Consider the following 22,702-nt stretch of genomic DNA (forward strand, 5'->3'; position numbering starts at 1 on the left):
ACGGATAAGCCCTTGCCATTCGCTAGTAGTTAACGTTTAATAACAGCATGTTATTGAACGGTGACCTTCCTACAGAGGACTTTCACCTCATTAGTTCATGCCCATGCTGGGCGTACACAAGTCGTTCAAACGGAATAAAAATATTTGGCCATCGCTCCGCGATTATAGCCAATTATTTTTATCCGCTTAACGAGACGTTAAGCATCATTATGATCCGAGTGTTTCTGCTAGTACTTACGTTTTTATTTAGCTTATCCGCGTTTGCGTGCATGTTTCCTAATTCTGGTTCTGAATTTGATGACTTGATTGTTGTACAAAACAACAAGGAGCCAAATTCCTTTCATATAGAGGTTCCAAAGAAACTAGAAGGATCTGGGTCTGCAAGGGTGTACCTTTCATATTCAAAATCATCTGGCGGCGAGGCAGTCCCTGATATCACCGAGGAGCTTAAGTTTTGGTTTAACTGGAGTGTTGTAAGTGGTGATTTCTCCGCACCGAAGAAAGAAGGATACATACCATATATTCGCGTTGTATGGCCCGGAGAGGTCTGTGATACAGTGGCTAATTCAAAATACTTAGGCAGCGCCAAGTAAATGCTTAACAAAACAAGTCAATCTGACAGCTTACTCTCCACTTGTGTTTGTGCGCTAAAATACTCGCACAAACACAAGTTCCGTTCCAGCTGCAGTTCCTTGTGGCGTTAGCTTTACCCCAATAAGCGGAGGCTTATTTGTCAAATAATACTGGTGGAGTTTTATCTTATTGGAACATGAAAGAATTCCATGCAGATGCAAACCCAAAATCAATTGCAGAGTTCCCTTTATATAGTGACTCACACATTACTGGTGAGTTAAATGACGATAAAGGTCCATACAAATTTCTTAATATGATCTCAGGTGTAAATAAACCAGGTGAAATCACTAATGCAATCACTCTAAGAATGTTTTGGTATGTTGATGATAAAAGCACTTATGGTGTAAAAACTGATACAACCAAATATCATGGAGGATGGGTTACTGATGAAATTTCTGCTTTAGTCTCATTAAAATTAGGTATACGCATAAAAGCTGGAGCGATGAATCGCTCGTATGATAATTACTCTGATGATAAATTGGGTAGCCCAAGATCTACAAAAGAAAAGAGTCCTGAACTAAACATAGGTGTTAGAGGACCTGTTCTACCAAGTATTGTAAAAACAGTTAATATTTCTAACCTAGGGGAACTATATTCATTAAGTTGTTTGACCGAACGACAATATGTAGCATTAATTCGCTCTGCTAGAATGTATCAAAACGCTCAATGGATTGCTGAAAGTGAACCTGAATTAGCATGGTTAATGTTAATTTCTGCCTTGGAGACAGCCGCCAATGAATGGTCGTCTGCAAAATCTACTCCGGTTGAAAAACTAAAAGCATCAAAACCTGATCTTGCTAAAATATTGTTAGAAAGTGGTGGTGATTCTTTATTGCTTAAAGTTGCAAATGAAATATCTCATACACTTGGTGCGACAAATAAATTTATAAAGTTTTGTTTGAACTATATTCCAGAGCCTCCAGGAAAAAGGCCTGTTGAATGGGCAAGAGTTAAATGGAGTAAGACGGGGTTTAAAGACATACTCAATAAGCTATACGGCTATCGATCTGAAGCTCTACACGGAGGAACTCCTTTTCCTGCTCCTCTTTGTGATCCTCCTGAGCGCCTTTCTGCTGAAGATGGTCTAGTGGAACGAGGGGCGCTAGGTTTAGCGTCTCATACATTAGGTGCAAGTTGGAAATCGGAGGACCTTCCTATTTCAATAGATACTTTTAATATATTTGTTAATGGTGTTCTGAATAATTGGTGGAATTCAATGCTTGTAGAACAAAGCTAATAAGGCATTTAAACGGAAATAAAACAGTTGGTTAGGTTCCGCCTCGCTACACATTATAACCAACAATTTTAGTCCGCTTAATTCGGCGTTAGCTACCCTTATGAAATTATCAGAGTATCTTGAGAATTATAATTCAGTTGAAAAAATCTATGGCTATTGACCATCTTTTCATGATGCTGAAATCAAAAGAGTTGTTTTAAACTTGTATTATAAGGAAGAAGCAGGTTATACCTGTCCTTATATGGAATTTACTGTGCACTGTTTTGAAATGACATCGCATGTGAAGTCAAACGGCTATTATGAGCTTATTAAACATAACCTGATCACTTTTAGATTCGAAGATATACATGATTCTGAGTTAATCGGATTTGATCATCAAAACGCCATTTTATCTTTAGAGTTTGAGATATTACCAACTAATGAGCGAGGTTTTACTCCTATTTTAGTTGAAATAGATCCTGCAAATGGCTTAGGTGGTGAATTTAAGGCATTTAGTGGTAAAGTAACAAAAGTGCTGCCGTGTGATAGCAAGGGTCAGCTAACAAGCTAATTAATAAGGACAAAAAATAGTTGACTGTTTTCGTTCCTCAACATTTTAGCAAACAATTTTTAGCCCCTTATTGGGGCGTTGAGGCTGTAGAATTATTCTTTTTAGAGGGCAATTCAACGAACCTTTAATTGTTTGTTTTTTATACTTGAAGGCCCCCTCTTGCTGTGATCTAATAGATATTATTCCCATTTGGTAAATGAGTGATGGCCAACTACAAGCCTGATTTATCCTGCCAGAGTAAATTTATCCCCATCAATTTTGCAGAACAAGTTCTCCCTGGCACATTTGAATACGCCTTGAGTTATATCGTCGAGCATAAACTCGACCTAACCCCATTTGATAAGTGGTACCACAACGATACATCAGGCGCGAATGCGGCTGTACCTTCCGTGACATCGACAAAAATGTTCCCTACATGTTCCGGAATTTCCTCCACTGACCCATAGGGATATGGGAAATGTCTTTAAAGGGGTATTGTGCATAAACGGCATATTATTCGCTTAGTGCTCTACAGGCCTTACAATACCTAGCCTACAGGGCCCCGTTCGTAATAGGGGTTTTGTGCCCATCCACTCGAAATCGGCATTAACCAATGTATATCATTAAAGATATACATACTATTGAGGTTTTCTGATCATATTCAACTGCACTTGTTTAATTGCTTTAATTAACCTCCTCTGCCAGATGAAATGCAACACTTAAGCAGTGCTTTGCATTGACTTAAAAGGGAATAACCATTTCCTTTTAAGTCAATGCAACTTGAATAGAAAACCCTGAGGCACTCTGAATTGATTACATACTTAATGCAATTGGTATAACCCATGCCTGTATCAGAGCTAAGGTAAGCTTTTTATTTCAATCATTGTTGTGAAGCGTAAAGGTAGAGTTATCTTTATTTACAATTACTTGTGGTAATTCGCCGTCAATCCCCTAGTTGGCTTGTATTGGGCGGATTTTACAGGAAAATATATTGAACCTATAGTTAACAGATGTGTAGTTAACTAAGCGGATTATCTGTATGTATTTATCAACTCGGCAAGTTCTTGATAAAGGAGTGTCGCTTTACAAACAATCGCTAATTGAGTGGAGTGGTATATGACTTCTTATCAGAGTAAGGCACAGTTGTTTCCCTTATTTCATTTGCTGGATGATTTTAGCCAATTTCAATTGCAAGGCGGATTTATCAAAACCTTAGCTGAAAAAGATCTACGTCTGCAGGCTCCTGCGTCCGTTAAGCTAGATGAATTATCACATCTCCCTTGTGTGAGTATTTATGACGCGCCAGCCCATACCACAGCTGCTGATCTACAGCGGCATTTTTGCAGTAAAAACCAAGATGACGAATTTATTAGTCATCAAATATTTAAAAGTCTTGTTCCCGTCAGTCGTATATCGCAAAGTCGGCAACAAAGACATTATCAGCTGGTGGCTTTTTTAGAAGAAGAGAAACAAACGCCAGTCGCTTTTGTGACCTTTAATGTGGGTTTACTTGATTCTTGGTACGCAGATGGTAATACCTGTGGCTATAAGCGTGTGGGCTTGTGTTGTTATTTACTTTACGCTTATGTGGTGCCTGAGATGCGACATCTTGGGATCAGTAGTTGTTTGTTTCATCTGATCTCTAATTTATTTTGGTCGCAGTTACAGTTTGTTAATGCCCAAGTTCAGGCACATAACCTGACGACGGTGCCTTTGGTATATGAAAGTACCTCAGCTAAAGGTGCTGAAGGCTTAATGGAGCAACTTGAAAGGAATATTAATCAGTATGAGGCGTTACTACTTAACAATGGTAATGCCTCGGGAGTGATAAAGCCCTGTGTGAGTAATGTTGGTTAGGCTTGTACGCTTAGCTTTTTAGCTCAAGCTCTTGATTGGTTACTCATATGTCGTCGCAAATCATGGAATCAACTATCAAACCTCTCAACCGTACCTTCTCAATCGCTCCTATGCTGGATTGGACCGATTTTAAGATTTTATTAAGCTCAAATTTTGAAATAGTTACATAATCATAATGCTTCGATTTCGATTTTCTCTTCTGCTAGACCGTCGCGTAGCGACTGCTCTTAGAGTACTAGCAGTATCAATTGTTGTTTAATGGCCGTAGGCAAAGCGAACCGTGCAGTTTTTGCTTATATTTTTTGAGAGAGTGCCTGGTTTACCAGGCTTCATTAATGTTTTTATATTTTATCCCCGTTATTCACAGATTTAGGCTTATAGAATAATAAAGATCTTTATAGATAATAGAGATCTTTAAGGGGTATTGAGCATAAACGGCATATTATTCGCTTAATGCTCTAAAGGTCATGATATCACTGGGCTACAGAGCAACCTCGTTTTTACAAGTCCTATTCCTGACGAGTTGACCTGGTTACCGGTTACATAAAACACCAACGGTTATTAAGTTTTCGTCTCTTCCAGTTTTAATTTTTTTGAGACTTTGGATATTGTAGAGCGAGAACAACCTAAAATATGTTGGATATAGTCATAAGATTTTTTATCTACCAACAAGCCTTCAATCTTTAGCTGTAATTCTACATCAATTGGTCGACCAGGATAACGACCTTCAGATTTAGCTTTAACAATGCCTTCCTTTTGGCGTCTTCTTCGATCTTCATAATCCTTTCTAGCAATTGCCGCTAGCATGTCGAGCATCAAGTCATTAATGGCTGATAACATTCTTCCGGTGAATTCATCGTTTACCACTGCAAACTGATGACTCGTAGGTAAATCTAATGACACAATCTTCAAACCTTTTGCTTTTATGATGGACTTGAGCGAGTACCAATCATCATCTTTTAACCTCGATATCCGATCTATTTGCTCTACAAGTACTACGTCACCTTTCTGAGCTATTTCTAGCAATCTAAATAGTTCTGGTCTTTGAAGCGTGGCTCCAGATTCATTTTCTTCAAAGAATGCAGATATAACCAAGTCATGTTCATTAGCAAATTGTATCAACGCATCTTTTGCACGTCCTGCATCTTGCTCCTTAGTAGAAGCTCGTAAATAAGAGTAGGTTCGATAATCGCTCATTCTGAAAATAGTCCATTTTATATAGTCTCTTTATTTCAGTCCATTATACATAGTATGTAGCAATTAATGGACTATTTAAATACTGAGCTTCTAACAGTCTCTTTAAGGTATACCCTATGTAGACTTGTAAGTGTGTCGCACTAGGTTGAATTGCGAAATACCAATATGATACTCGCTCAAGTAACATGGCCGACTGACTCCGCTATTTGAGCAACATATATGCCCAAACATTCACCGCGCATAAATACTAGTGATACCGTCGAATACCGAGACTTATATGACCCTCCGCACTTTAATGATAATGATCGTAATTACTTTTTCAACTTAAATGATCTCGAAACATCAACGCTCAACCAATTCAGAATTGTGCAGAACAAAGCCCATTTCATCTTGTTGCTGGGTTATTTTAAAGCAAAGCCAGTTACGTTAACTTTCACCTGGGGAATGGTAAAAAGTGACCTTACCTACATTTATGGCCGTTATTTTCCGAAAGCCCGTCCGATCCGCAAGAATCTGAACAAAGATGCCAAATCCAACATCTATCAAAAGGTCTTCTCTTTAACCGGCTTTCAACGCTTTTCAGAACAGCATCAAAAGAGGTTGCAAAAGCAAGCTGATTCAGCGGTAGCCATCCGAGCAGATAATAAAGCGGTGTTCGACGAGTGCGTAACTTTTTTGAATCAACAATGGATTGCATTACCAGCTCTTTCACGTATTCAAAGTGTTGTAAGCCAGGCATTGAACAAAGAGGAAGAAAGGCTTGTCACTTTATTTAACAGGCAACTCAAAGGTAGCATCAAGGATTACATTACCGCTTTATTGGCACCCCATCAGACAACAGACGAATTTCGTACTCTGCGAAGCCAGGCAAAAGATTTTACTTTTGGAGAAATAAGTCGAGAGTTACAAGATAAACAAAAACTAGAACCTATATTTGAACAAGCAAAAGACATTTTGGTGCAGGCCAGTATTTCTGACGGAAATATTACTTTTTACAGTGATATGTTCCAAAACTACCGAACCTCTCAGCTGAAGCAATTTTCACCGGCAAAGGCCTGTATATACGTCGTTTCATATCTCTGTCAACGTTATGGTCACATCAATGATAATTTGACTAAAGGTTTTTATAGAGGGCTCAGAAAATACGGACAAAACGCTAGCCAATATAGTGATACACAAATAGCCCAAGAGGCTAGTCGACTCGGCAAACAGGTTAAAAAAGTATCGGATGTCTTACATGTATTGGCCGGTGGGGCCAATGATGAAACTATGCTGGCAAAGGCTTTGCTCAAGAAAATCTATAAAATATTACCTCAATCCGATTTAGCATCAGTGGCTGACTTTATGGCCAAAGTAGAATTGGATAAAAAACAATTTATCTGGCAATACTATCGTCAAAATAAAGCCACGATCAGGCGTAATTTAAGGCGGCTGTTTCTAACCCTGGAATTCGAAATCGACAACGCTCATTTTGAATTGGCAAATCAAGTCTCTTTGGCAAAGCAGGAGATCCGTCAATATGGGGAAATCAAGACGATAGATGAGGCGCTGATCCGGCCATCGGATTTACCCTATCTCCAAAATGATGACCCAGAAAATCCAACTGTCGATCCTTTTCTATTTGAATGTTATTTGTACCGAAAAGTTCTCCAAGCGCTGGATAACGATGTTTGTTATATCCATGATAGCCATTTATATCGGCCGCTTGATGATTACCTTATTGATAGAGCCGCTCAAAAGCAATTAAGCAGCTCCATGTCACTCCCGATGCTGAAAGTGACAATTTCAGAATTAAGCGCCGGATTAAAAGGATTACTAGAAGAGCAAATGAAAAATACAAGCAAGCGGATCAACCAGGGGGAAAATGATTATGTGATTTATTCTGACCAGACCAACACCATTAAATGGTCTCTTTCGGTCAAAAATCCAGTGCCAATAGTGAATAACCGAGTGTTTGAACAATTTGACCAGATAGGGATCATTGAACTGATGCGCGTGGTTAACCAAGAAACTAATTTCTTTGATGAATTTACTCATTTTCAGTCAAAATATCAGCGAACTCAACCCAACCTTAATGACATATTAGCTTGTATATTGGGTAATGGTACGAACTTCGGTTTATACAAAATAGCTAATATTTCTGATCGTTCATTCAATGATTTACGAGCCACACAGGCCAACTACTTACGCCTAGAGACTTTGAAAGCCGCAAACGATGCCATTTCAAACAAGACAGCCTCTTTACCCATTTTCGAATACTACCAAATAGATGAGCACGGTCAGCACGGAAGTATCGATGGGCAGAAATTTGAATGTCGTTTTAGCTCATTAATGGCAAGGTATTCACCCAAATACTTCGGCCAAGACAAAGGCGTGTCGGCGATGACACTGATACTCAACCACATACCGGCAAACAGCAAAATTATTAGTGCTGATGATCATGAAAGCCATCACATTTTTGATTTACTTTATAACAACACTTCTGACGTTAAGCCTGATATTTTGTCGACAGATACACATGGAGCAAATAGATATAATTTTGCAATACTTCACTTTTTTGGCTATCAATTTGCACCGCGATACAAGACCTTCAAGGATCACTTTGAAAAAATGTTTCAGGTCGAAAGTACTGAAGACGCAGAACAGTTGATCACCATGAGGGTTCCTATTGATTGGGAGTTAATCACAATAGAGTGGGAAAATATTTGTCGACTGATGATTTCACTTGGGCAGCACAAAACCAGCCAAAGTGTATTAATCAAGAAGCTTTGCCGATATAAATCGAACACCGCTACCCTTAAAGCTTTGGCGGAATTTGATAGAGCAATAAAAGCGCAGTACATCCTGGATTATATTGATAGTGAAACACTTCGTCGCCATGTTCAACGAGCTCTAAATCGAGGAGAGGCATTTCATCAACTAAGGCGCGTCATAGCTGAAACCAATGGTAAGAAGTTCAGAGGCAGTCACCACGCAGAGTTAACACTATGGAATGAATGTGCTCGTTTGATTGCCAATTGTGTTATCCATTACAACGCTCAAATTCTCTCAGAGCTTAAAGAATTCAATGAGCATGACGGGATAGCTGAAAACCTTGAGGCGTTAAAGAGAATTTCACCTGTAGCCTGGTTCCATATTAATTTTTCGGGGTTTTATTCATTTGCCGACTCTGAAAAAAGTCATGATTTCTCGGCGCTAGCCAGGACGGTGCATTTAGAAGGAGAATCTATCTAAATACAAGGTGATTTTTCAGCTGGAATGATGAGACGAAAAATTGAGGCTAGGATTTCTAAAAACGCACAGCCTCAGTAGGCTAGGTACTGTAAGGCCTGTAGAGCACTAAGCGAATAATATGCCGTTTATGCACAATACCCCTTAAAGCGTCAGGAACGCTTAAGACCATGGAGGTCAGATGTGCTTGCGGTGTGTCGCAGAACTGTTTATACGTTCAGCGAGCCGCAGGCTATAGATAACAATGAAGTTATGCTTATCTGGTAAAAACCAAGTACTAATCCAGCCCAATGAACCCAATCGAAAGATATTTGAAACTTGCTATCAGGCAAGTCAGTAAACTTTTTAGGTTGGCTAAACCAGCTCTGTATTGATGGCTAATAAAAGGGGAGGGAGGAGAAAAACAAAAACGGCCTAGATAGGCCGTTTGATCAAACAATATAGAACAGCATCCAACTTAATAGGATTAATGGCATGCTGCTAGCACTTGGTGTGCTCTACGTTAATCACTAGGTTAAAGGATTAGAACTTGTAGTTGTACTGCATTGAGTAGTAAGTCGCATTTGATATCGTGGTCGCATGCACAGTGCCTAAGTCAGCGCCAAGGCCTGGAGTTTGACCGACCATACCTAATACTGCACTTTGTTCTGTAAGATGGGTCTCTTCACCACGAACAAATGCAATACCAAAATCAAGGCTCGTGTGCTTAGATAGGGTGTAAGTCGCGCCCATTGTGTACCACTGACGATCAGAGTCTGGAATAGAGATAGAGCTGACTTCACCTACTACGCCTTGGTCGTACATGTAGCCTGCACGTAGTGTCCAGCTATCATTTAGCGTATAAGTACCACCTACACTGAATAACCAAGAATCATCCCAAGCATATTTCTTTAATTGTGCTTCAACTGGATCGGTAACAGTGATCTCGTGGAAGTCGCCCCAAGTTGTCATCTGCGCAGTGTAATGCAGTGCAAACTTCTCGGTTAACTGATGAAAACCAGCAACTTGAAAGATATCAGGAAGTGGGATATTGATCTCTTCGAAATCGGTTCCGCCAAAGTTAACAGTACCATCGGCAGTAAACTCAGGGCTGAAACGATAGCTCATACCAAAGCGATGATCAGCATTGATTTCGTATACAGCACCTAGGATACCACCAAATGCAATACCTTCAGCATCGACATCAACAAGATCTACATGTTGTGGGCCTTCAGCTGATGGCAAAGCACCACCACGAGTTAACGTGCCTGAACCATAAATGACATCAAGACCTGCACCTACACTGAAGTTATCGTTGAAGCGGTATGATGCACTAACGTTGAAGTTAATAGTGGTAACTTCTGTCTTACCAAGCAGATCGATCGGAGCTGGTATTGCACCTGCAACGATGTTGTTTGACAAGTCAGTTGTGTCAGTACCTGTCCCGAAGTTACTGAACATAGCTACGCCATAAGCGAATTTGTCATTAACTGGGCTAACATAGTAAAAGTTAGGGATGATTTTTGCTTCAGCTGCATCATCAACGCTGCCGTAGTGTAGTTCACCTAGATTTGAGTTAACAAATACATCTTGAACTTCAACTTGCACGTCTGCATAAGTTAATCCCATTGAAAGCTGCTTTTCATCAAACAATGCCATTGCAGCTGGGTTGCGAGAAAGCACTGATGCATTATCAGCAATGACGGCATCACCTGCAAATGCACGTCCAATACCTGTCGCTGATTGGGCGTTTATCTGAAAACCTGCAGCCATCGCTTGTGAACTGGCAAGTGTCACTGCTACAGCTAGCATTGTTTTGTTAAAGCTCTTGTTGAAATTCTTCATCATAACTCTCGATTATTTACGGCCCCACTTCTGATTGAGTGTCGGTTTGGCTAAAGCTCAATGCGGGATCCACTTATTAGACCAGTGCATAGTAGGGATGGATGTGATGACCAACAACTCCGACCAGTGTGAGTTGTCAGTTGTGTTTTTGTTAATTTTTAACGGATAAAAATAGCGGAAGTTAAGGTGATATTTTAATTCAGGGCTGAAGGGCTTATCAGTAGTAAGATTAAGGGATTGTGCGTATTTGAATAAAGGTTAACACCTTGTAAATTAGGGCTTGAAAAATAAATGACATTTTTGGCGTACACCTGTACGCCAAAAATGGTTTTATCGGTCTGAAACCCTTATTTTTACTGTTTAAAGTTTTGAAGTAAATACTCTAAATTGTTCTTTTACCGTATCTGATGGCGCTGAAATCAGACTGACAATGACACCCGTTAGCGTGGCCAGAATGAAGCCAGGTAGAATCTCATAAACATCAAAAATCCCCTCGGATAACTGCTTCCAAACAACAACCGTTACGGCACCAACGACGATAGTGGCAACCGCGCCATTACGGCTATAGTCTTTCCAGAAAAGTGACAGCAATACAACTGGACCAAATGCCGCGCCAAACCCTGCCCAAGCGTAGCTGACTAAGCCAAGTACACTGCTTTGCGGATCAAGGGCAACGATACCTGCAATAATCGCAATCGCGAGCACACCAATACGGCCAACGAGCATCAGTTCTTTACTACTTGCTTCAGGGCGTAACCATTTTTTGTAAAAGTCTTCGGTGATAACACTTGAACAGACTAAAAGCTGTGAGTCGATAGTACTCATGATAGCGGAGAGGATAGCCGCGATAAGCAGACCGCCAATCCAAGGGTTAAATGCGGCGTGAGCCAAATGAATGAATACCGTCTCTGGGTTAGTCAGTGGCTCGCTGGCAAAGTATAGGCTTCCCGCGATACCGGTTGCGAGTGCTCCAGCCAATGCGATAAGCATCCAACTCATGGCGATACGACGCGATAGTGGGATGTCGTTAGGATCTTTTATTGCCATAAAACGTGAAAGTATGTGAGGTTGGCCAAAGTACCCCAGTCCCCACGCGAGCAGTGAAATAAGGCCAATGAAAGTGGTGTTCTCATTAAACAGAGATAACATGGCTGGATCTATCGCATCGAGTGCATTTTGTGTTTCTGGTTGAGAAAAAATGGCAACGGGAACGATTAAGAGTGCAACCAACATTAAGCAGCCTTGGAAGAAATCGGTCCAACTTACCGCAAAAAATCCGCCAACAAAGGTGTATGCGACAATAATGCTTGAGCCAATGATAAGGGCTAAGGTGTAGTCTAAACCAAATACTTTCTCAAACAGTATTGCGCCACCAACCATGCCTGATGAAGCATAGAAGGTGAAAAATATTAAAATGGTGAATGCAGATACAAGCTTGATCAATCCTTTGCTGTCTTCAAAACGTTTTTCGAAGAAATCGGGTAGGGTGAGCGAGTTGTCGGTGAATTCGGTATAGATACGTAAACGTTGGGCAACGAATAACCAGTTTAACCAAGCACCGAATACTAAGCCAAACCCAATCCAAGCTTCACCTAAACCACCGAGGTAAATGGCACCGGGTAAACCCAGAAGTAACCAGCCTGACATGTCAGATGCGCCAACACTTAAAGCGGTAACCGCCGGACCCATTCCTCTGCCACCTAGAATATAGTCGTCGACAGAGTCGGTCGCTTTATAGGCCCAAAGTCCTATTCCCATCATTAGGGCGAGGTAGCCAATAAAGGTAATTAAGATCGGTAATTCAATGCTCATGCTATTGCCATTTATAGTTATTTTTAAAATGTGAGCGACATGCTAGCAGATGTTAGAGGTGAATCCCAAACCGGATGTGAAGTGTGACGTAGAACTGACTTGTGGTATGACCTGTTGCAGCAAGCTATCGCAACGGATCATACCACCAGTTAAATAGGTTAGATGAAGGTTTGTTGAACCTCTTTTTTAACGAAATTAACATCTTCGCTAGTTTCGCCAACCAGTAACATGTAAGCGTTGTCTTTGACAAAACCATTACCTTTGTACTTGTTGTCGGCAAAAGCGGCTTCAAGAACCATACGGTGCTCGACTGGTACAATAAAGAGTGTGACTTTACTGTGTTCACCTTGCATGACTAAATGCAAACTCTGAACCCCTTGGAAATCACAAAAAGTACTGTAATACACTTTACCGGGTTGCTGGGTAAAGTGAGAATCTCCTAACGTGCCTAGAGAAGCCAGTTGGAAGTTAACATCGGAAAACTTAACGTTGTCATCAGCCGTCATTGCTTTTGTTTCATGATGTACATGAGCCAATGCATGTTGGCCTAAATCAACGGGAGCCATTCTTAATAAGGTGAAGCTGATCCCTGCGATAAATGCCACTGAGGCCACCAAAGCTAAAGTTAACCCAGAACGCTTACGCTGTTTCTGATGTTGATGCAGCTGTTGATTAAGCAATAATTTTGCTGCAAGATCTTCAGGGACATCAATGTTTAACGCACGCTCAAGTTTACTGTCTAACTTTTTAAGGTCGTTAACGAATGACTCTTGCTCTACAGAGTTATGCATCTCAGACAAAAAGTCTGGATCTTGACAGTTAGGATCGCCATATGCCTGCCGTCTAAATTTCAGCTCATCCATTGGATTGACCTCGCACTTGGGGTTGTTCTAATACTTCTTTCAATTGGTTACGCGCTCTAAATAATCTTGTCATCACCGTATTACGGTTCAGCTCTAATATTCCTGCAATCTCTTCACCACTAAATCCACCAATAATTTGCAGTAGAAGTGGCTCTCGGTATTCAATTTCCAGTTTAGCGATTTGTCTACGAATAAGATGTTGCTCAGCCTGCTCTTCAGAGCTCGAGGAGATATGATCTTCAAGGCTGTCTTGCTCAACATCTGAATAGTTAAATTGCTTGCGCTCAAAACGTCGTGCATTCTCTCGTCTTAAAATAGTAATAAGCCATGCTTTAGCCGCCTTATCATCTTTTAAAGATTCAAGTGAACGCCACGCCCGTAAAAACGTTTCCTGAGTGATATCCTCCGCCACATGTTTATCACCGCATAGCCAATAGCCATAGCGAAAGATATCTGCGTGGAGTGCCCTGACAAGGCTATCGTATCGTCTTTGTTTGCTTACCATGTCTGAATTGACCGTGGTAGTTGGTTTTTTATTTCGCGAGAAATTAAACATTTTTGAATTTATGCCGGTTTCGAGTAGCGATGACTGTATTCGTTAGCTTAACCTTATGAACACTAAGTGCAAGAAGTTAATGCAAGGTTAACTTCAAGCACTTATGTGTGTGGGCATGTTAGCGAGGATTGAGTTGCGCTAATGGGCTGTGAGTTTTGTGTACTTGATGATGTGGTGCAGACTTTACTGCTGACAACACCAGTGCATAGTCCAGTTCGCTTTTGTTTCGACTAAATGCGCTGACTTGCAGTTCATTAATGACGCTGTTAAGCGCATCAGATAAACCTGCAATCTCATTGAGTGTCAGAGTTTTTTTGTAAGTGTCACCGAAGTAAGTCTGTAAAGCTGACAGCACTTTCCCCGCGTCTTTTTCATGACATGCCGCTTCAAGTTTTTGAAATGCAGAACCGGTATTTTTAGGTGCATTAGACGTTGGCTCATTACTGACTTTTAGCTTGTTTGTGCCAGTCTGTGTCAGGGCTTTACGCCACAATACAAGCGTGACGATCCACAAAGTGGCAAAGAGCAGGGTTAACCATGGCCATAATCCACTGTTTGAAGAAGTTTCAGACTCAAAGTCGACCACTGGCAGCTCACTTTCGACATTTTGACTGGCGACAACCTTGATTGTACGGGCAGGCAAACTAGCCAATTCCTGCTTTTTGGTAAACGGGTTCCACCATGGAACGCGGATCTCAGGTAAGGTATAAGTACCTGCTTTAGTGGGTACGATAGCCAATGTTTGTGTCAGTTGAGATACCATCTGTTTATCGCGAAGAAAAGTTTTTCTCACAGATTTTTCAGGATAGTTCTTTAAATCTGCAGGAAGCTGAATCGTCAGCTCAGGTAAACTGGTTTCATCAGTATTAGACGCTAATAAGTTAATGGTACGCGTTATCGGTGTGCCAACTTCATACTCTTGTGCCTCGATCGGCCAATCTTCATTGAGCGCAACAAGGTCTGAAACCAGCCATTCACCGTGAAATTCGTTAGGGATCGGGTTGATCAATATGACGGATTTGGGCGCTTTTGCTTGCATGGGTTTACTTTCATTAAAGGCAAACATGCCACCACGTCTCGATGACTGCACTAACACGTCGCCAGAGAAGCCTGCTCCGTCAATGGTTAGCTCTCCTGGTTGATCGGCAATAATGCTGTAAGTCCGCTCAATCACTCGATAGCGTTTTCCGTCAACAATCTCATTTTTATCAATATCTTCACCGAGTTGTTTGATTTGCGCACCATCAGGTGTCGGTGCACTCAGCACGCCACGTTGCAGATCTACAGCCAGATAAAGCTTTACCTTGTAGGTGATCATTTGTCCCACATAAGCTTCATCAGTCGACAAGGTGCCGCGAATAAACAGACTCTCCATTTGCTCAGGCTGGCTATTCGCGGTAACGACGGTGAGCGAAATAGGGGCTGAGCTGACACCATCGATGGTTAATGCTGGGATTTGAACATTACCAGCGCGGAGTGGGGCGAGCAGAACCTGCCAGGTGGTTTTTCTACTGGCATCGAAATTCACAATTTGTGTATTGCGGCTGACACTGGTCCGCCCGACAATAAAATCCTTAAGCAGGGCCGAAGTGTCTAGTTTTCCTGTACTCACATCGTCATCAGCTTCAATACTAAGTACTAGATATTGGCCTTCGACGGCGGGGTTTCGGTCGACACTGGCCTCGATGCTAGTCAGGGCAAAAGTGGGGAAGGAGGCGAATAGCGTGATGAAAGCTAAAAGAGTCAGTTGTCGTATTAGCACTGTTCGTGCTCCTTTGAAATCATATTGAAACCCATAGAAGATATAATACCTTGCTGATTTATAGTAAGTAATAGCTTATTTGAAACTACCATTGCTCCAGATCCTTAGAGGTTAAGCCTTGCATACGACGCTTTTGATACTCAAGCTGCATCTTATTTCTTAGTAACACCTGAGGGTCATCGACTAAGCCACGCATTGCTCGTTCCATCTCTGGTGGCAGCTCTTCAGGTCCGGATACAGCCTGTGCTGCTTGAGCTTGTTGCTCATTGCTATCAGCTTGGTTTTCATCTTGATTCTGCTGTGCGGCTTGAGCTTCTGCAGTTTGCTCTTGTGCAGCATTTTTTTCCTCTTCAGCTTTTGCAGATTGTTGTGCTTCAGCTGATTGCTCTTGCTGATCATCAGTGCCCTGAGGCTCATCTTTTGCTTGATTCGGATCAGCTTGCATTTCAGCATCGTTGTCTTGTTCTTGCGATGATTGTTGCTCATTTTGATCTGAACCTGATTGGTCAGAGTTCTGCTGCTCTTTGCTATCTTGTTCTGAACCTTGCTCTTGATCTGACTGTTGGTCCTGATCCTTGTCTTTGTCCTGTTTAGAATCTTTGTTCTGATCCGATTGCTTATCTTGGTTTTGCTTATCGCCTTTGTCGTTCTGATCTGAGTCTTCGCTCTTGTCAGAATCGTCACTCTTATCTGAGTCACTTTCAGGCTTATCTTGTTTTTGTTGGGCTAATTTCTCTGCAAGTTGGTGATTATCTTCTGCGCCTTCAAGATTCGGGTCGAGTTCAAGTGCGCTTGAATAGCGTTTTGCTGCTTCTTCAAACTCGCCTTTTTGCATCAGAGCATTGCCTTGGTTATAGAGACCTGATGCACTGCTATCTTGTTCAAATAAACTGAGTGCCTCGTCATACTCGCCGGCTTTATAGTGAGCACTCGCCTGCCACTGAGGAGAAGTGAAGGTGGTCGATGCATTGCTGTAATCTTGTGCTTTATAAGCTTGCATGCCTTGTTGATCTTTAGTTTTCCATAAATCATCCCAAGCTGAAGCTTGAACTGGAGCGGGCTGATAAATAGTAAAAATCAGTAATGAGGCAACTAAACCGTGCCTAAAACTCAACAGTACAGGGAGCAGTAGTAATAGAGCGATGTATGGGCCAGCATCTTGCCAGACCTCGCCGTTAAGCTCAGTGGCTTTAGTCTCACCACTGTTGTCTAACCATGAGGTTAATTGTTGCAGATCAGCGCCATCGCTTCGAAAGGGAACCAAAATCCCATCGGCGCTTTGGGTGAGTTCATTGAGTTGTGAATAGTCCGTTTTGGCAACCACGACCTGATCGCTTCTATCACGCAATAGTTGGCCATCAGGTAAACGGATGGGAGAGCCTTGTTTGCTGCCTAATGCCAATATTGATAAACGGTATTGGGTGCCTTGCAGTACTTTTTTAGCCGCATTAATCTGATTTGTGCTGACTCCATCCGCGAGTAAAATAATATCGCCTTGAATATGACCACCCTGAGCAAGCAGGCTTTTACCTTGTTCTAACGCTGCGGGCAGGTTTGACCCTCTAACGGGCATGATGGCTGGCGAAAGGGTGGGTAATAAATTGAGTAAAGTGGCTCTGTCTCGCGTCAGTGGGCTAATGGTAAATGCATCCCCCGCATAGGCGATCAACCCAGTTTCTCCCTCCGTTAATGCCTCGATGAGATCTGTTGCTTTAAATTTTGCCTGCGTCAATCTATTAGGTGCCAGATCCGTTGCGTACATCGACAGGGACATATCCATGATAATGACCCGACCTTGCGCAGCTTCAAAAACGGGCAAAGATTGTTTGGATATTGCAGGTCCTGATAGCGCAAGTACGGCGATAAACCAAGATGCTGCGAGATAACCTAGATTACTGCGCTTAACTTGCTGGCTTTTCGACACCAAAAAATTGGCTAAGTGAGGCGAGATATAGCGACTCCAGGTGGAGTTTAATCGCTCGCTCTTCCAAATCAATATTAAGATGATCAGCAAAGGCAGTAGCGCGAAAAACCATTCGGGGCGTAGGAAATGCAACATGATTATTTTTTACCCCAGTTCATATTCAAGCGTCTTATCATTGGAAGTTGAGCTAAGGCCATTAAGATACTAACAAATAATGCCGCTGCTAATGGCAGATAAAAAAGCTCTGATTGAGGGCGATAGCTGATTTGATCTCTGCTAATCGGCTCAAGTTTATCTATCTCTTGATAGATTTGTTCTAACTCTTGGGCATTTCTGGCGCGAAAGTATTGCCCACCGGTGGTTTCAGCCAATGAGGTGAGCTGATTTTCATCCAAGTCCATTGACGGGTTGACTCGTTCTTTACCAAATAGGGTCCGACGTTCCATCACATCAGCGCCTACGCCAATGGAATATATTTTGATCCCTCGTTTAGCCGCAATTTGTGCCGCTTGCTCTGGAGATATTGAGCCTGAGTTATTAGAACCATCGGTTAACAGGATTAATACACGGTTGCTTTCTTCAACCAAATCGAAACGTTTCACCCCTAAGGCTATGGCTTCGCCAATGGCAGTTTGTTTGCCGACTAATCCAATTTGGGCTTCTTTAAGGAACTGCGCAACCGAGCGTCTATCTTGAGTTAATGGGGCTTGGAGGTAAGCATGATCGGCAAACAAAATAAGGCCAAGCTTGTCACCTTTACGGCGCTCGATAAAATCACTGACCACACTTTGAACTAGGGTAAATCGATTGACGGTTTGCCCTTCAAGTACCATATCTTCAATCTGCATACTGCCGGATAAATCCACAGCCACCATCAAGTCACGGCCTTTACTCGGCAGCTCGATAGGCTCACCCATCCAAAGTGGGCGTGCGACGGCGATAATCAATAGCACCCAGACGATCCAGTAAGCTTTACGGGATGCAGGGGCTTGTTCTATCTGCTGACTGCCATTTATTGCGATACCGGGCAGGTGTAAGTGGCCACTAATCTCAACATCTTGCTGTTTTTTTCGAAATATTAAGGGTAAAGGTAACAACAGGAGTAACCATGCCCATGCGAGTGTTAGCATTTAACTTCTTGCTCCTGCTTCTCTGCAAATGTCTGAGAATGTGAGTGGTTACTTGCTTTTATGGTGAGCGGAAGCGCTTCGTTTAGCCAGAGTTTGGTTAAGCGTTTTAACTCTTGGGCCTCATCGGGTGTTAGCCCTTGTCTTTGATAACGTCGGTCTAAGAGCTGATGGAGTTTTGGTGTGGCTTGCTTTACTTGATTGTCCATCCAGACAGACCAAGTTTGCCCTTGAAGTCCTGCCACCTGCTCTCGTGGAAGATAGCTGATAGCAGCCCGTTTAATTAAGGTATTTATCTCAACTGAGATATTTGGGTTATTAATGTCGAGGAGTGCTAACTCCATGATGGCTGCGCGTTTAGCCGCCGAACGCTTATATCGGCGTGTTAGCCAAAGAATGCTGAAGATAAGCACACCGATGAAAACGAGGAGGATTAACCAGTAGCCTAACGCTATGGGCCAGCTCTCGATTATCGCTGGAGTGTGGATATCTTTTAATGCTTCCAGTGCCGGATTCGTTGCTGCTTGCATTATCTCAAAGCCCCTAGCTGATCGTTTAAACTTTTGCCTGCGTCCACAATTCGGGTCTGCACATTCAGTTTTTGCATCATGTCGGTAAAGTGGGTTTGTGAACTCAGCTGTTTTTGCAGCCAAGCATCATAACCCGCTCTATTGAGGGTCATCTCTTTATTGCCCTCTTTGACAGGCAGTTGGAACTGTTTAGGCAAAGTTAACGTACCTTGTCTTAAGGGATCGGTAATAAGGAAGGCCCCCATATCACAGTGACGCTTAAGATCTGATAAAGGCGCAAGACAGGCTTCATTGAAGTTACTGCCGTCGCTGATGATCCAAATTAAGGAGCCGGGTTTTGCGATGCGCCTTAGCCGCTGACATGCACGAAATAGATGTCCTGGTTCAGTTTGATATTCTGAAAGTTGACTCAGCTGTTTTTCATGTAACGATTTGATCCCTGAAATAAGCTGCAAGATGCCTTGTTGACGGCTTCTGGGTTTTAACTCCAAATGCTCACTCTCAGTGGCTATAAGTGCGCCGAGTCGATCGCCATGTTGAATGGCATTCCAACCTAAAGTGGTGGCTAAGTGTGCAGCTTGTACTGACTGAAGCAGTAAGCTTGAGCCAAAATAGAGGCTGTGGCTAAGGTCCAGTAAGATAAGGACGGGACGCTCACGCTCTTCCACAAAAAGCTTAGTGTGCACTTTTCCTGTTCGAGCCGTGACGCGCCAGTCAATGGTGCGCACATCATCACCGGGTTGATAATGACGTACTTCGGCGAACTCCATCCCCCGACCTTTAATTAAGCTGGCTCTGTGACCGGCTAAATTTGCACGGGCCTTAGAGCGCTTTTCTGGCAACGCTCTGGCGATGGTTTGACAAGCCAACAGCTCTTTTTGAGTCAGGTTAACCCCGTCAGAAAAAAGCGGGAGTCTAGTATCGGCCATTTAAGGTACCGCAACTTGAGAGAGGATATGGTTAATCACATGGTCACTGGTGATCCCTTCGGCTTGTGCCTGATAGCTCAATAGCAGTCTGTGTCTTAACACATTTGGCGCAACAGCTTGGATATCTTCAGGTGAAACAAAATCACGCTCGTACAACCAAGCACGTGCACGAGCACAGCGCTCAAGGGCCAAGGTTGCACGTGGGCTGACACCATACTCAAGCCAAGAAGCGAGTTCATCGCTGAATTTTTGTGGTTGACGGGTCGCCATAATAATATTGACAATGTAATGTTCAAGCGGCTCAGCTAGGTAGAGCTCGAGAGACTCTTCACGGGCTTCAAAAATATCTTTTTGAATAATAGGCTCAACCGTAGGTGCATCTTGTTTCAATGCTTCTTTACGAGACATACGCATGATCTGAAATTCAGTCTCTGCACTGGGGTAATCAAGATTTAGGTGCATGAGAAAACGATCCAACTGAGCCTCTGGGAGAGGATAGGTTCCTTCGTTTTCCAATGGGTTTTGAGTGGCCATCACTAAAAATAGTTCAGGCAACTTATAACTGTTTTTCCCCACAGTAACTTGCCCTTCAGCCATAGCTTCGAGCAATGCTGATTGTACTTTTGCCGGGGCTCGGTTGATCTCATCAGCCAAAATTAGATTATGGAAGATAGGACCTGCTTCAAATTCGAAGGTTGAGGTTTGGGCACGATAGATATCGGTTCCAGTGAGATCCGCTGGCAAAAGATCTGGGGTAAATTGAACTCGATGAAAGTCCCCTTCAACACCATCACATAGTGCTTTAACAGCTCGAGTTTTTGCCAAACCTGGCGGCCCCTCAACCAGTAAGTGTCCGTCAGCTATTAATGCTATTAGCAGGTTTTCGGTCAGGACAGGTTGTCCTAAAATGACCTTGTTCAGGTATTCGCGTAATGCGTGAAATCGACTCAAAGGCATGATGCTACTCGGTTATTTTAGTTTGTCAGGATATAGACCATGAACATGGTAAAAAATTCCCATAGGGTTTGGCTAGTGCCAATTTACCATTCGTATGAAAAGTGGTCATTATTGTAAGGCTTATATTAATTTTTGATTGTCGCTTTGGTTACATTTACATATTTTATATCGATATTTTTAGGACAATAGAGATTCAAATATGCTTCATTAAACATTGTTAATCATGACTTTTATATATTTATTTTGATAGAAAACCAAACAAGTGTTTAAAACTTTGTCGTAAGAAGTTAGAATCAGATCACATTTTAATGGTCAGACCTGTTATAAAGGATATCTGTTTATTGGGTCGGTTCGTTAATAGCCGCACAGACATAATATCGTTAGCCGCTGACACAGCGGGGCGTATAAGAAGAGGGTGAAAAATGAGTCACAGACAACAGGTCACGAACGCTAAGGGCGATCGTATTGCGATAGTAACAGGGCTTAGAACGCCTTTTGCGAAGCAAGCCACCGCATTTCATGGTGTATCCGCATTAGATATGGGCAAGATGGTTGTCAATGAACTGCTTTCACGCTCAGAGCTTGATGCTAAAGAGATACAGCAACTCGTCTATGGACAAGTAGTGTTGATGCCCGCGGCGCCAAACATTGCGCGCGAAATCGTGTTAGGCACAGGTATGGATGTCGCTACCGACGCCTATAGTGTTACCCGTGCTTGCGCCACCAGTTTTCAGTCAACCGTGAATGTGGCCGAGTCAATTATGACCGGTAACATCGACATCGGTATTGCTGGTGGTGCTGATTCCTCATCTTTGGTGCCCATTGGTGTGTCAAAGAAATTAGCCATTGCCTTGGTCGACCTTAATAAGGCGCGCACATTTAGTCAGAAGTTGGCTATTTTTAGACGTCTTGGATTAAAAGATCTCTTGCCAGTTCCGCCAGCTGTTGCTGAGTTTTCAACTGGACTGTCCATGGGGCAAACTGCCGAGCAGATGGCGAAGACCTACAACATTAGCCGCGCTGATCAAGATGCCTTAGCCCATCGTTCTCACTCACTGGCGACAGAGACTTGGAATGCCGGTCACTTGGCCCAAGAGGTGATGACCGCTCATGTTCCACCTTATAAACACTTTATTGAACGTGATAACAACATACGTGAAAACTCGTCGCTTGAATCCTATGCCAAGTTAAGACCCGCATTTGATCGTAAGCACGGCACTGTGACTGCAGCGACAAGTACGCCGCTTACAGATGGTGCTTCTGCTGTCCTGTTGATGAGTGAAAGCCGTGCTAAGGCGCTGGGTTATACACCTATTGGTTACATAAAAAGCTATGCATTCAGTGCCATTGATGTCTGGGAAGACATGTTGATGGGGCCTTCTTATGCCACGCCTCTTGCGCTAAAGCGTGCAGGAATGGAGCTTGAAGACCTAACGCTAATAGAGATGCATGAAGCGTTTGCTGCCCAAACCTTAGCGAATATGCAGATGTTTGGATCGAAAAAGTTTGCAGCTGAAAAGCTAGGTCGTAACCGTGCGATCGGTGAGATAGATATGAGCAAGTTTAATGTCCTTGGCGGCTCTCTTGCTTATGGTCACCCATTTGCTGCAACAGGGACTCGTCTCATTACCCAAGTGTGTAATGAGCTTAAACGCCGTGGCGGTGGAACAGGATTAACGACCGCGTGTGCAGCGGGTGGTTTAGGTGCGGCAATGATAGTTGAAGTGGAGTAGA

General features: G+C 42.6%; 17 protein-coding genes and 2 pseudogenes. 8 read left to right on the forward strand and 11 right to left on the reverse strand.

What is annotated here, in order from left to right:
• The first annotated feature begins 269 nt into the window (after positions 1-269).
• The 6 genes and pseudogenes from FN961_RS22525 to FN961_RS26255 form a co-directional block, all read left to right on the forward strand.
• Positions 270-593: a hypothetical protein gene (locus FN961_RS22525; RefSeq protein ID WP_144042404.1), complete on the forward strand. Its 324-nt coding sequence runs from the start codon at positions 270-272 to the stop codon at positions 591-593.
• A 137-nt stretch (positions 594-730) separates the two neighbouring features.
• Positions 731-1,870, forward strand: a complete 1,140-nt coding sequence (locus FN961_RS22530; RefSeq protein ID WP_144042405.1) for a hypothetical protein — start codon at positions 731-733, stop codon at positions 1,868-1,870.
• A 202-nt stretch (positions 1,871-2,072) separates the two neighbouring features.
• Positions 2,073-2,420, forward strand: coding sequence for a hypothetical protein (locus tag FN961_RS22535; RefSeq protein ID WP_144042406.1), 348 nt, complete (start codon positions 2,073-2,075; stop codon positions 2,418-2,420).
• A gap of 203 nt (positions 2,421-2,623) precedes the next feature.
• Positions 2,624-2,812: pseudogene (locus tag FN961_RS22540) on the forward strand (transposase); the annotation flags it as partial.
• Positions 2,813-3,515: 703 nt separating this feature from the next.
• Positions 3,516-4,256 (forward strand): hypothetical protein, encoded by a 741-nt coding sequence (locus FN961_RS22545; protein ID WP_144042408.1) that lies wholly within the window; start codon positions 3,516-3,518, stop codon positions 4,254-4,256.
• 47 nt (positions 4,257-4,303) lie between these two features.
• Positions 4,304-4,423, forward strand: a pseudogene (locus tag FN961_RS26255) (tRNA dihydrouridine(20/20a) synthase DusA); the annotation flags it as partial.
• A gap of 394 nt (positions 4,424-4,817) precedes the next feature.
• Here the strand turns inward: FN961_RS26255 and FN961_RS22550 are convergent.
• Positions 4,818-5,453 (reverse strand): recombinase family protein, encoded by a 636-nt coding sequence (locus FN961_RS22550; RefSeq protein WP_144042409.1) that lies wholly within the window; start codon positions 5,451-5,453, stop codon positions 4,818-4,820.
• A gap of 219 nt (positions 5,454-5,672) precedes the next feature.
• Here FN961_RS22550 and FN961_RS22555 point away from each other — a divergent pair, with 219 nt between their 5' ends.
• Positions 5,673-8,687 (forward strand): Tn3 family transposase, encoded by a 3,015-nt coding sequence (locus tag FN961_RS22555; RefSeq protein ID WP_144042410.1) that lies wholly within the window; start codon positions 5,673-5,675, stop codon positions 8,685-8,687.
• 519 nt (positions 8,688-9,206) lie between these two features.
• On the opposite strand, the gene FN961_RS22560 is transcribed toward FN961_RS22555, so the two are convergent.
• The 10 genes from FN961_RS22560 to FN961_RS22605 form a co-directional block, all read right to left on the reverse strand.
• Positions 9,207-10,511, reverse strand: coding sequence for an OmpP1/FadL family transporter (locus tag FN961_RS22560; protein WP_244950675.1), 1,305 nt, complete (start codon positions 10,509-10,511; stop codon positions 9,207-9,209).
• Between the two features lie 357 nt (positions 10,512-10,868).
• A complete protein-coding gene (gene putP, locus FN961_RS22565; RefSeq protein ID WP_144042411.1) occupies positions 10,869-12,320 on the reverse strand; it encodes a sodium/proline symporter PutP in 1,452 nt (483 codons plus the stop codon).
• A gap of 158 nt (positions 12,321-12,478) precedes the next feature.
• On the reverse strand, positions 12,479-13,183 hold the full coding sequence (locus FN961_RS22570) for a DUF3379 domain-containing protein (protein WP_144042412.1): 705 nt from the start codon (positions 13,181-13,183) through the stop codon (positions 12,479-12,481).
• Complete coding sequence (locus FN961_RS22575) at positions 13,176-13,739, reverse strand: sigma-70 family RNA polymerase sigma factor (RefSeq protein ID WP_144042413.1); 564 nt, start codon at positions 13,737-13,739, stop codon at positions 13,176-13,178. The genes FN961_RS22570 and FN961_RS22575 overlap by 8 nt, the downstream gene beginning before the upstream one ends.
• A gap of 118 nt (positions 13,740-13,857) precedes the next feature.
• Positions 13,858-15,501 (reverse strand): BatD family protein, encoded by a 1,644-nt coding sequence (locus FN961_RS22580; protein WP_144042414.1) that lies wholly within the window; start codon positions 15,499-15,501, stop codon positions 13,858-13,860.
• Between the two features lie 85 nt (positions 15,502-15,586).
• Complete coding sequence (locus tag FN961_RS22585) at positions 15,587-17,560, reverse strand: vWA domain-containing protein (protein WP_144042415.1); 1,974 nt, start codon at positions 17,558-17,560, stop codon at positions 15,587-15,589.
• Positions 17,561-17,562: 2 nt separating this feature from the next.
• Positions 17,563-18,555, reverse strand: a complete 993-nt coding sequence (locus FN961_RS22590; RefSeq protein WP_144042416.1) for a vWA domain-containing protein — start codon at positions 18,553-18,555, stop codon at positions 17,563-17,565.
• Positions 18,549-19,082, reverse strand: coding sequence for a DUF4381 domain-containing protein (locus FN961_RS22595; RefSeq protein WP_144042417.1), 534 nt, complete (start codon positions 19,080-19,082; stop codon positions 18,549-18,551). Before FN961_RS22595 ends, FN961_RS22590 begins: the two co-directional genes overlap by 7 nt.
• Positions 19,082-20,011: a DUF58 domain-containing protein gene (locus FN961_RS22600; RefSeq protein ID WP_144042418.1), complete on the reverse strand. Its 930-nt coding sequence runs from the start codon at positions 20,009-20,011 to the stop codon at positions 19,082-19,084. Before FN961_RS22600 ends, FN961_RS22595 begins: the two co-directional genes overlap by 1 nt.
• Complete coding sequence (locus tag FN961_RS22605) at positions 20,012-20,968, reverse strand: AAA family ATPase (RefSeq protein WP_144042419.1); 957 nt, start codon at positions 20,966-20,968, stop codon at positions 20,012-20,014.
• 422 nt (positions 20,969-21,390) lie between these two features.
• Between FN961_RS22605 and fadI the strand changes: the two genes are divergently transcribed.
• On the forward strand, positions 21,391-22,701 hold the full coding sequence (fadI, locus tag FN961_RS22610) for an acetyl-CoA C-acyltransferase FadI (RefSeq protein ID WP_144042420.1): 1,311 nt from the start codon (positions 21,391-21,393) through the stop codon (positions 22,699-22,701).
• The last annotated feature ends 1 nt before the right edge of the window (position 22,702 follow it).

It is taken from the genome of Shewanella hanedai, assembly GCF_007197645.1.
Classification (GTDB): Bacteria; Pseudomonadota; Gammaproteobacteria; order Enterobacterales; family Shewanellaceae; genus Shewanella; species Shewanella hanedai.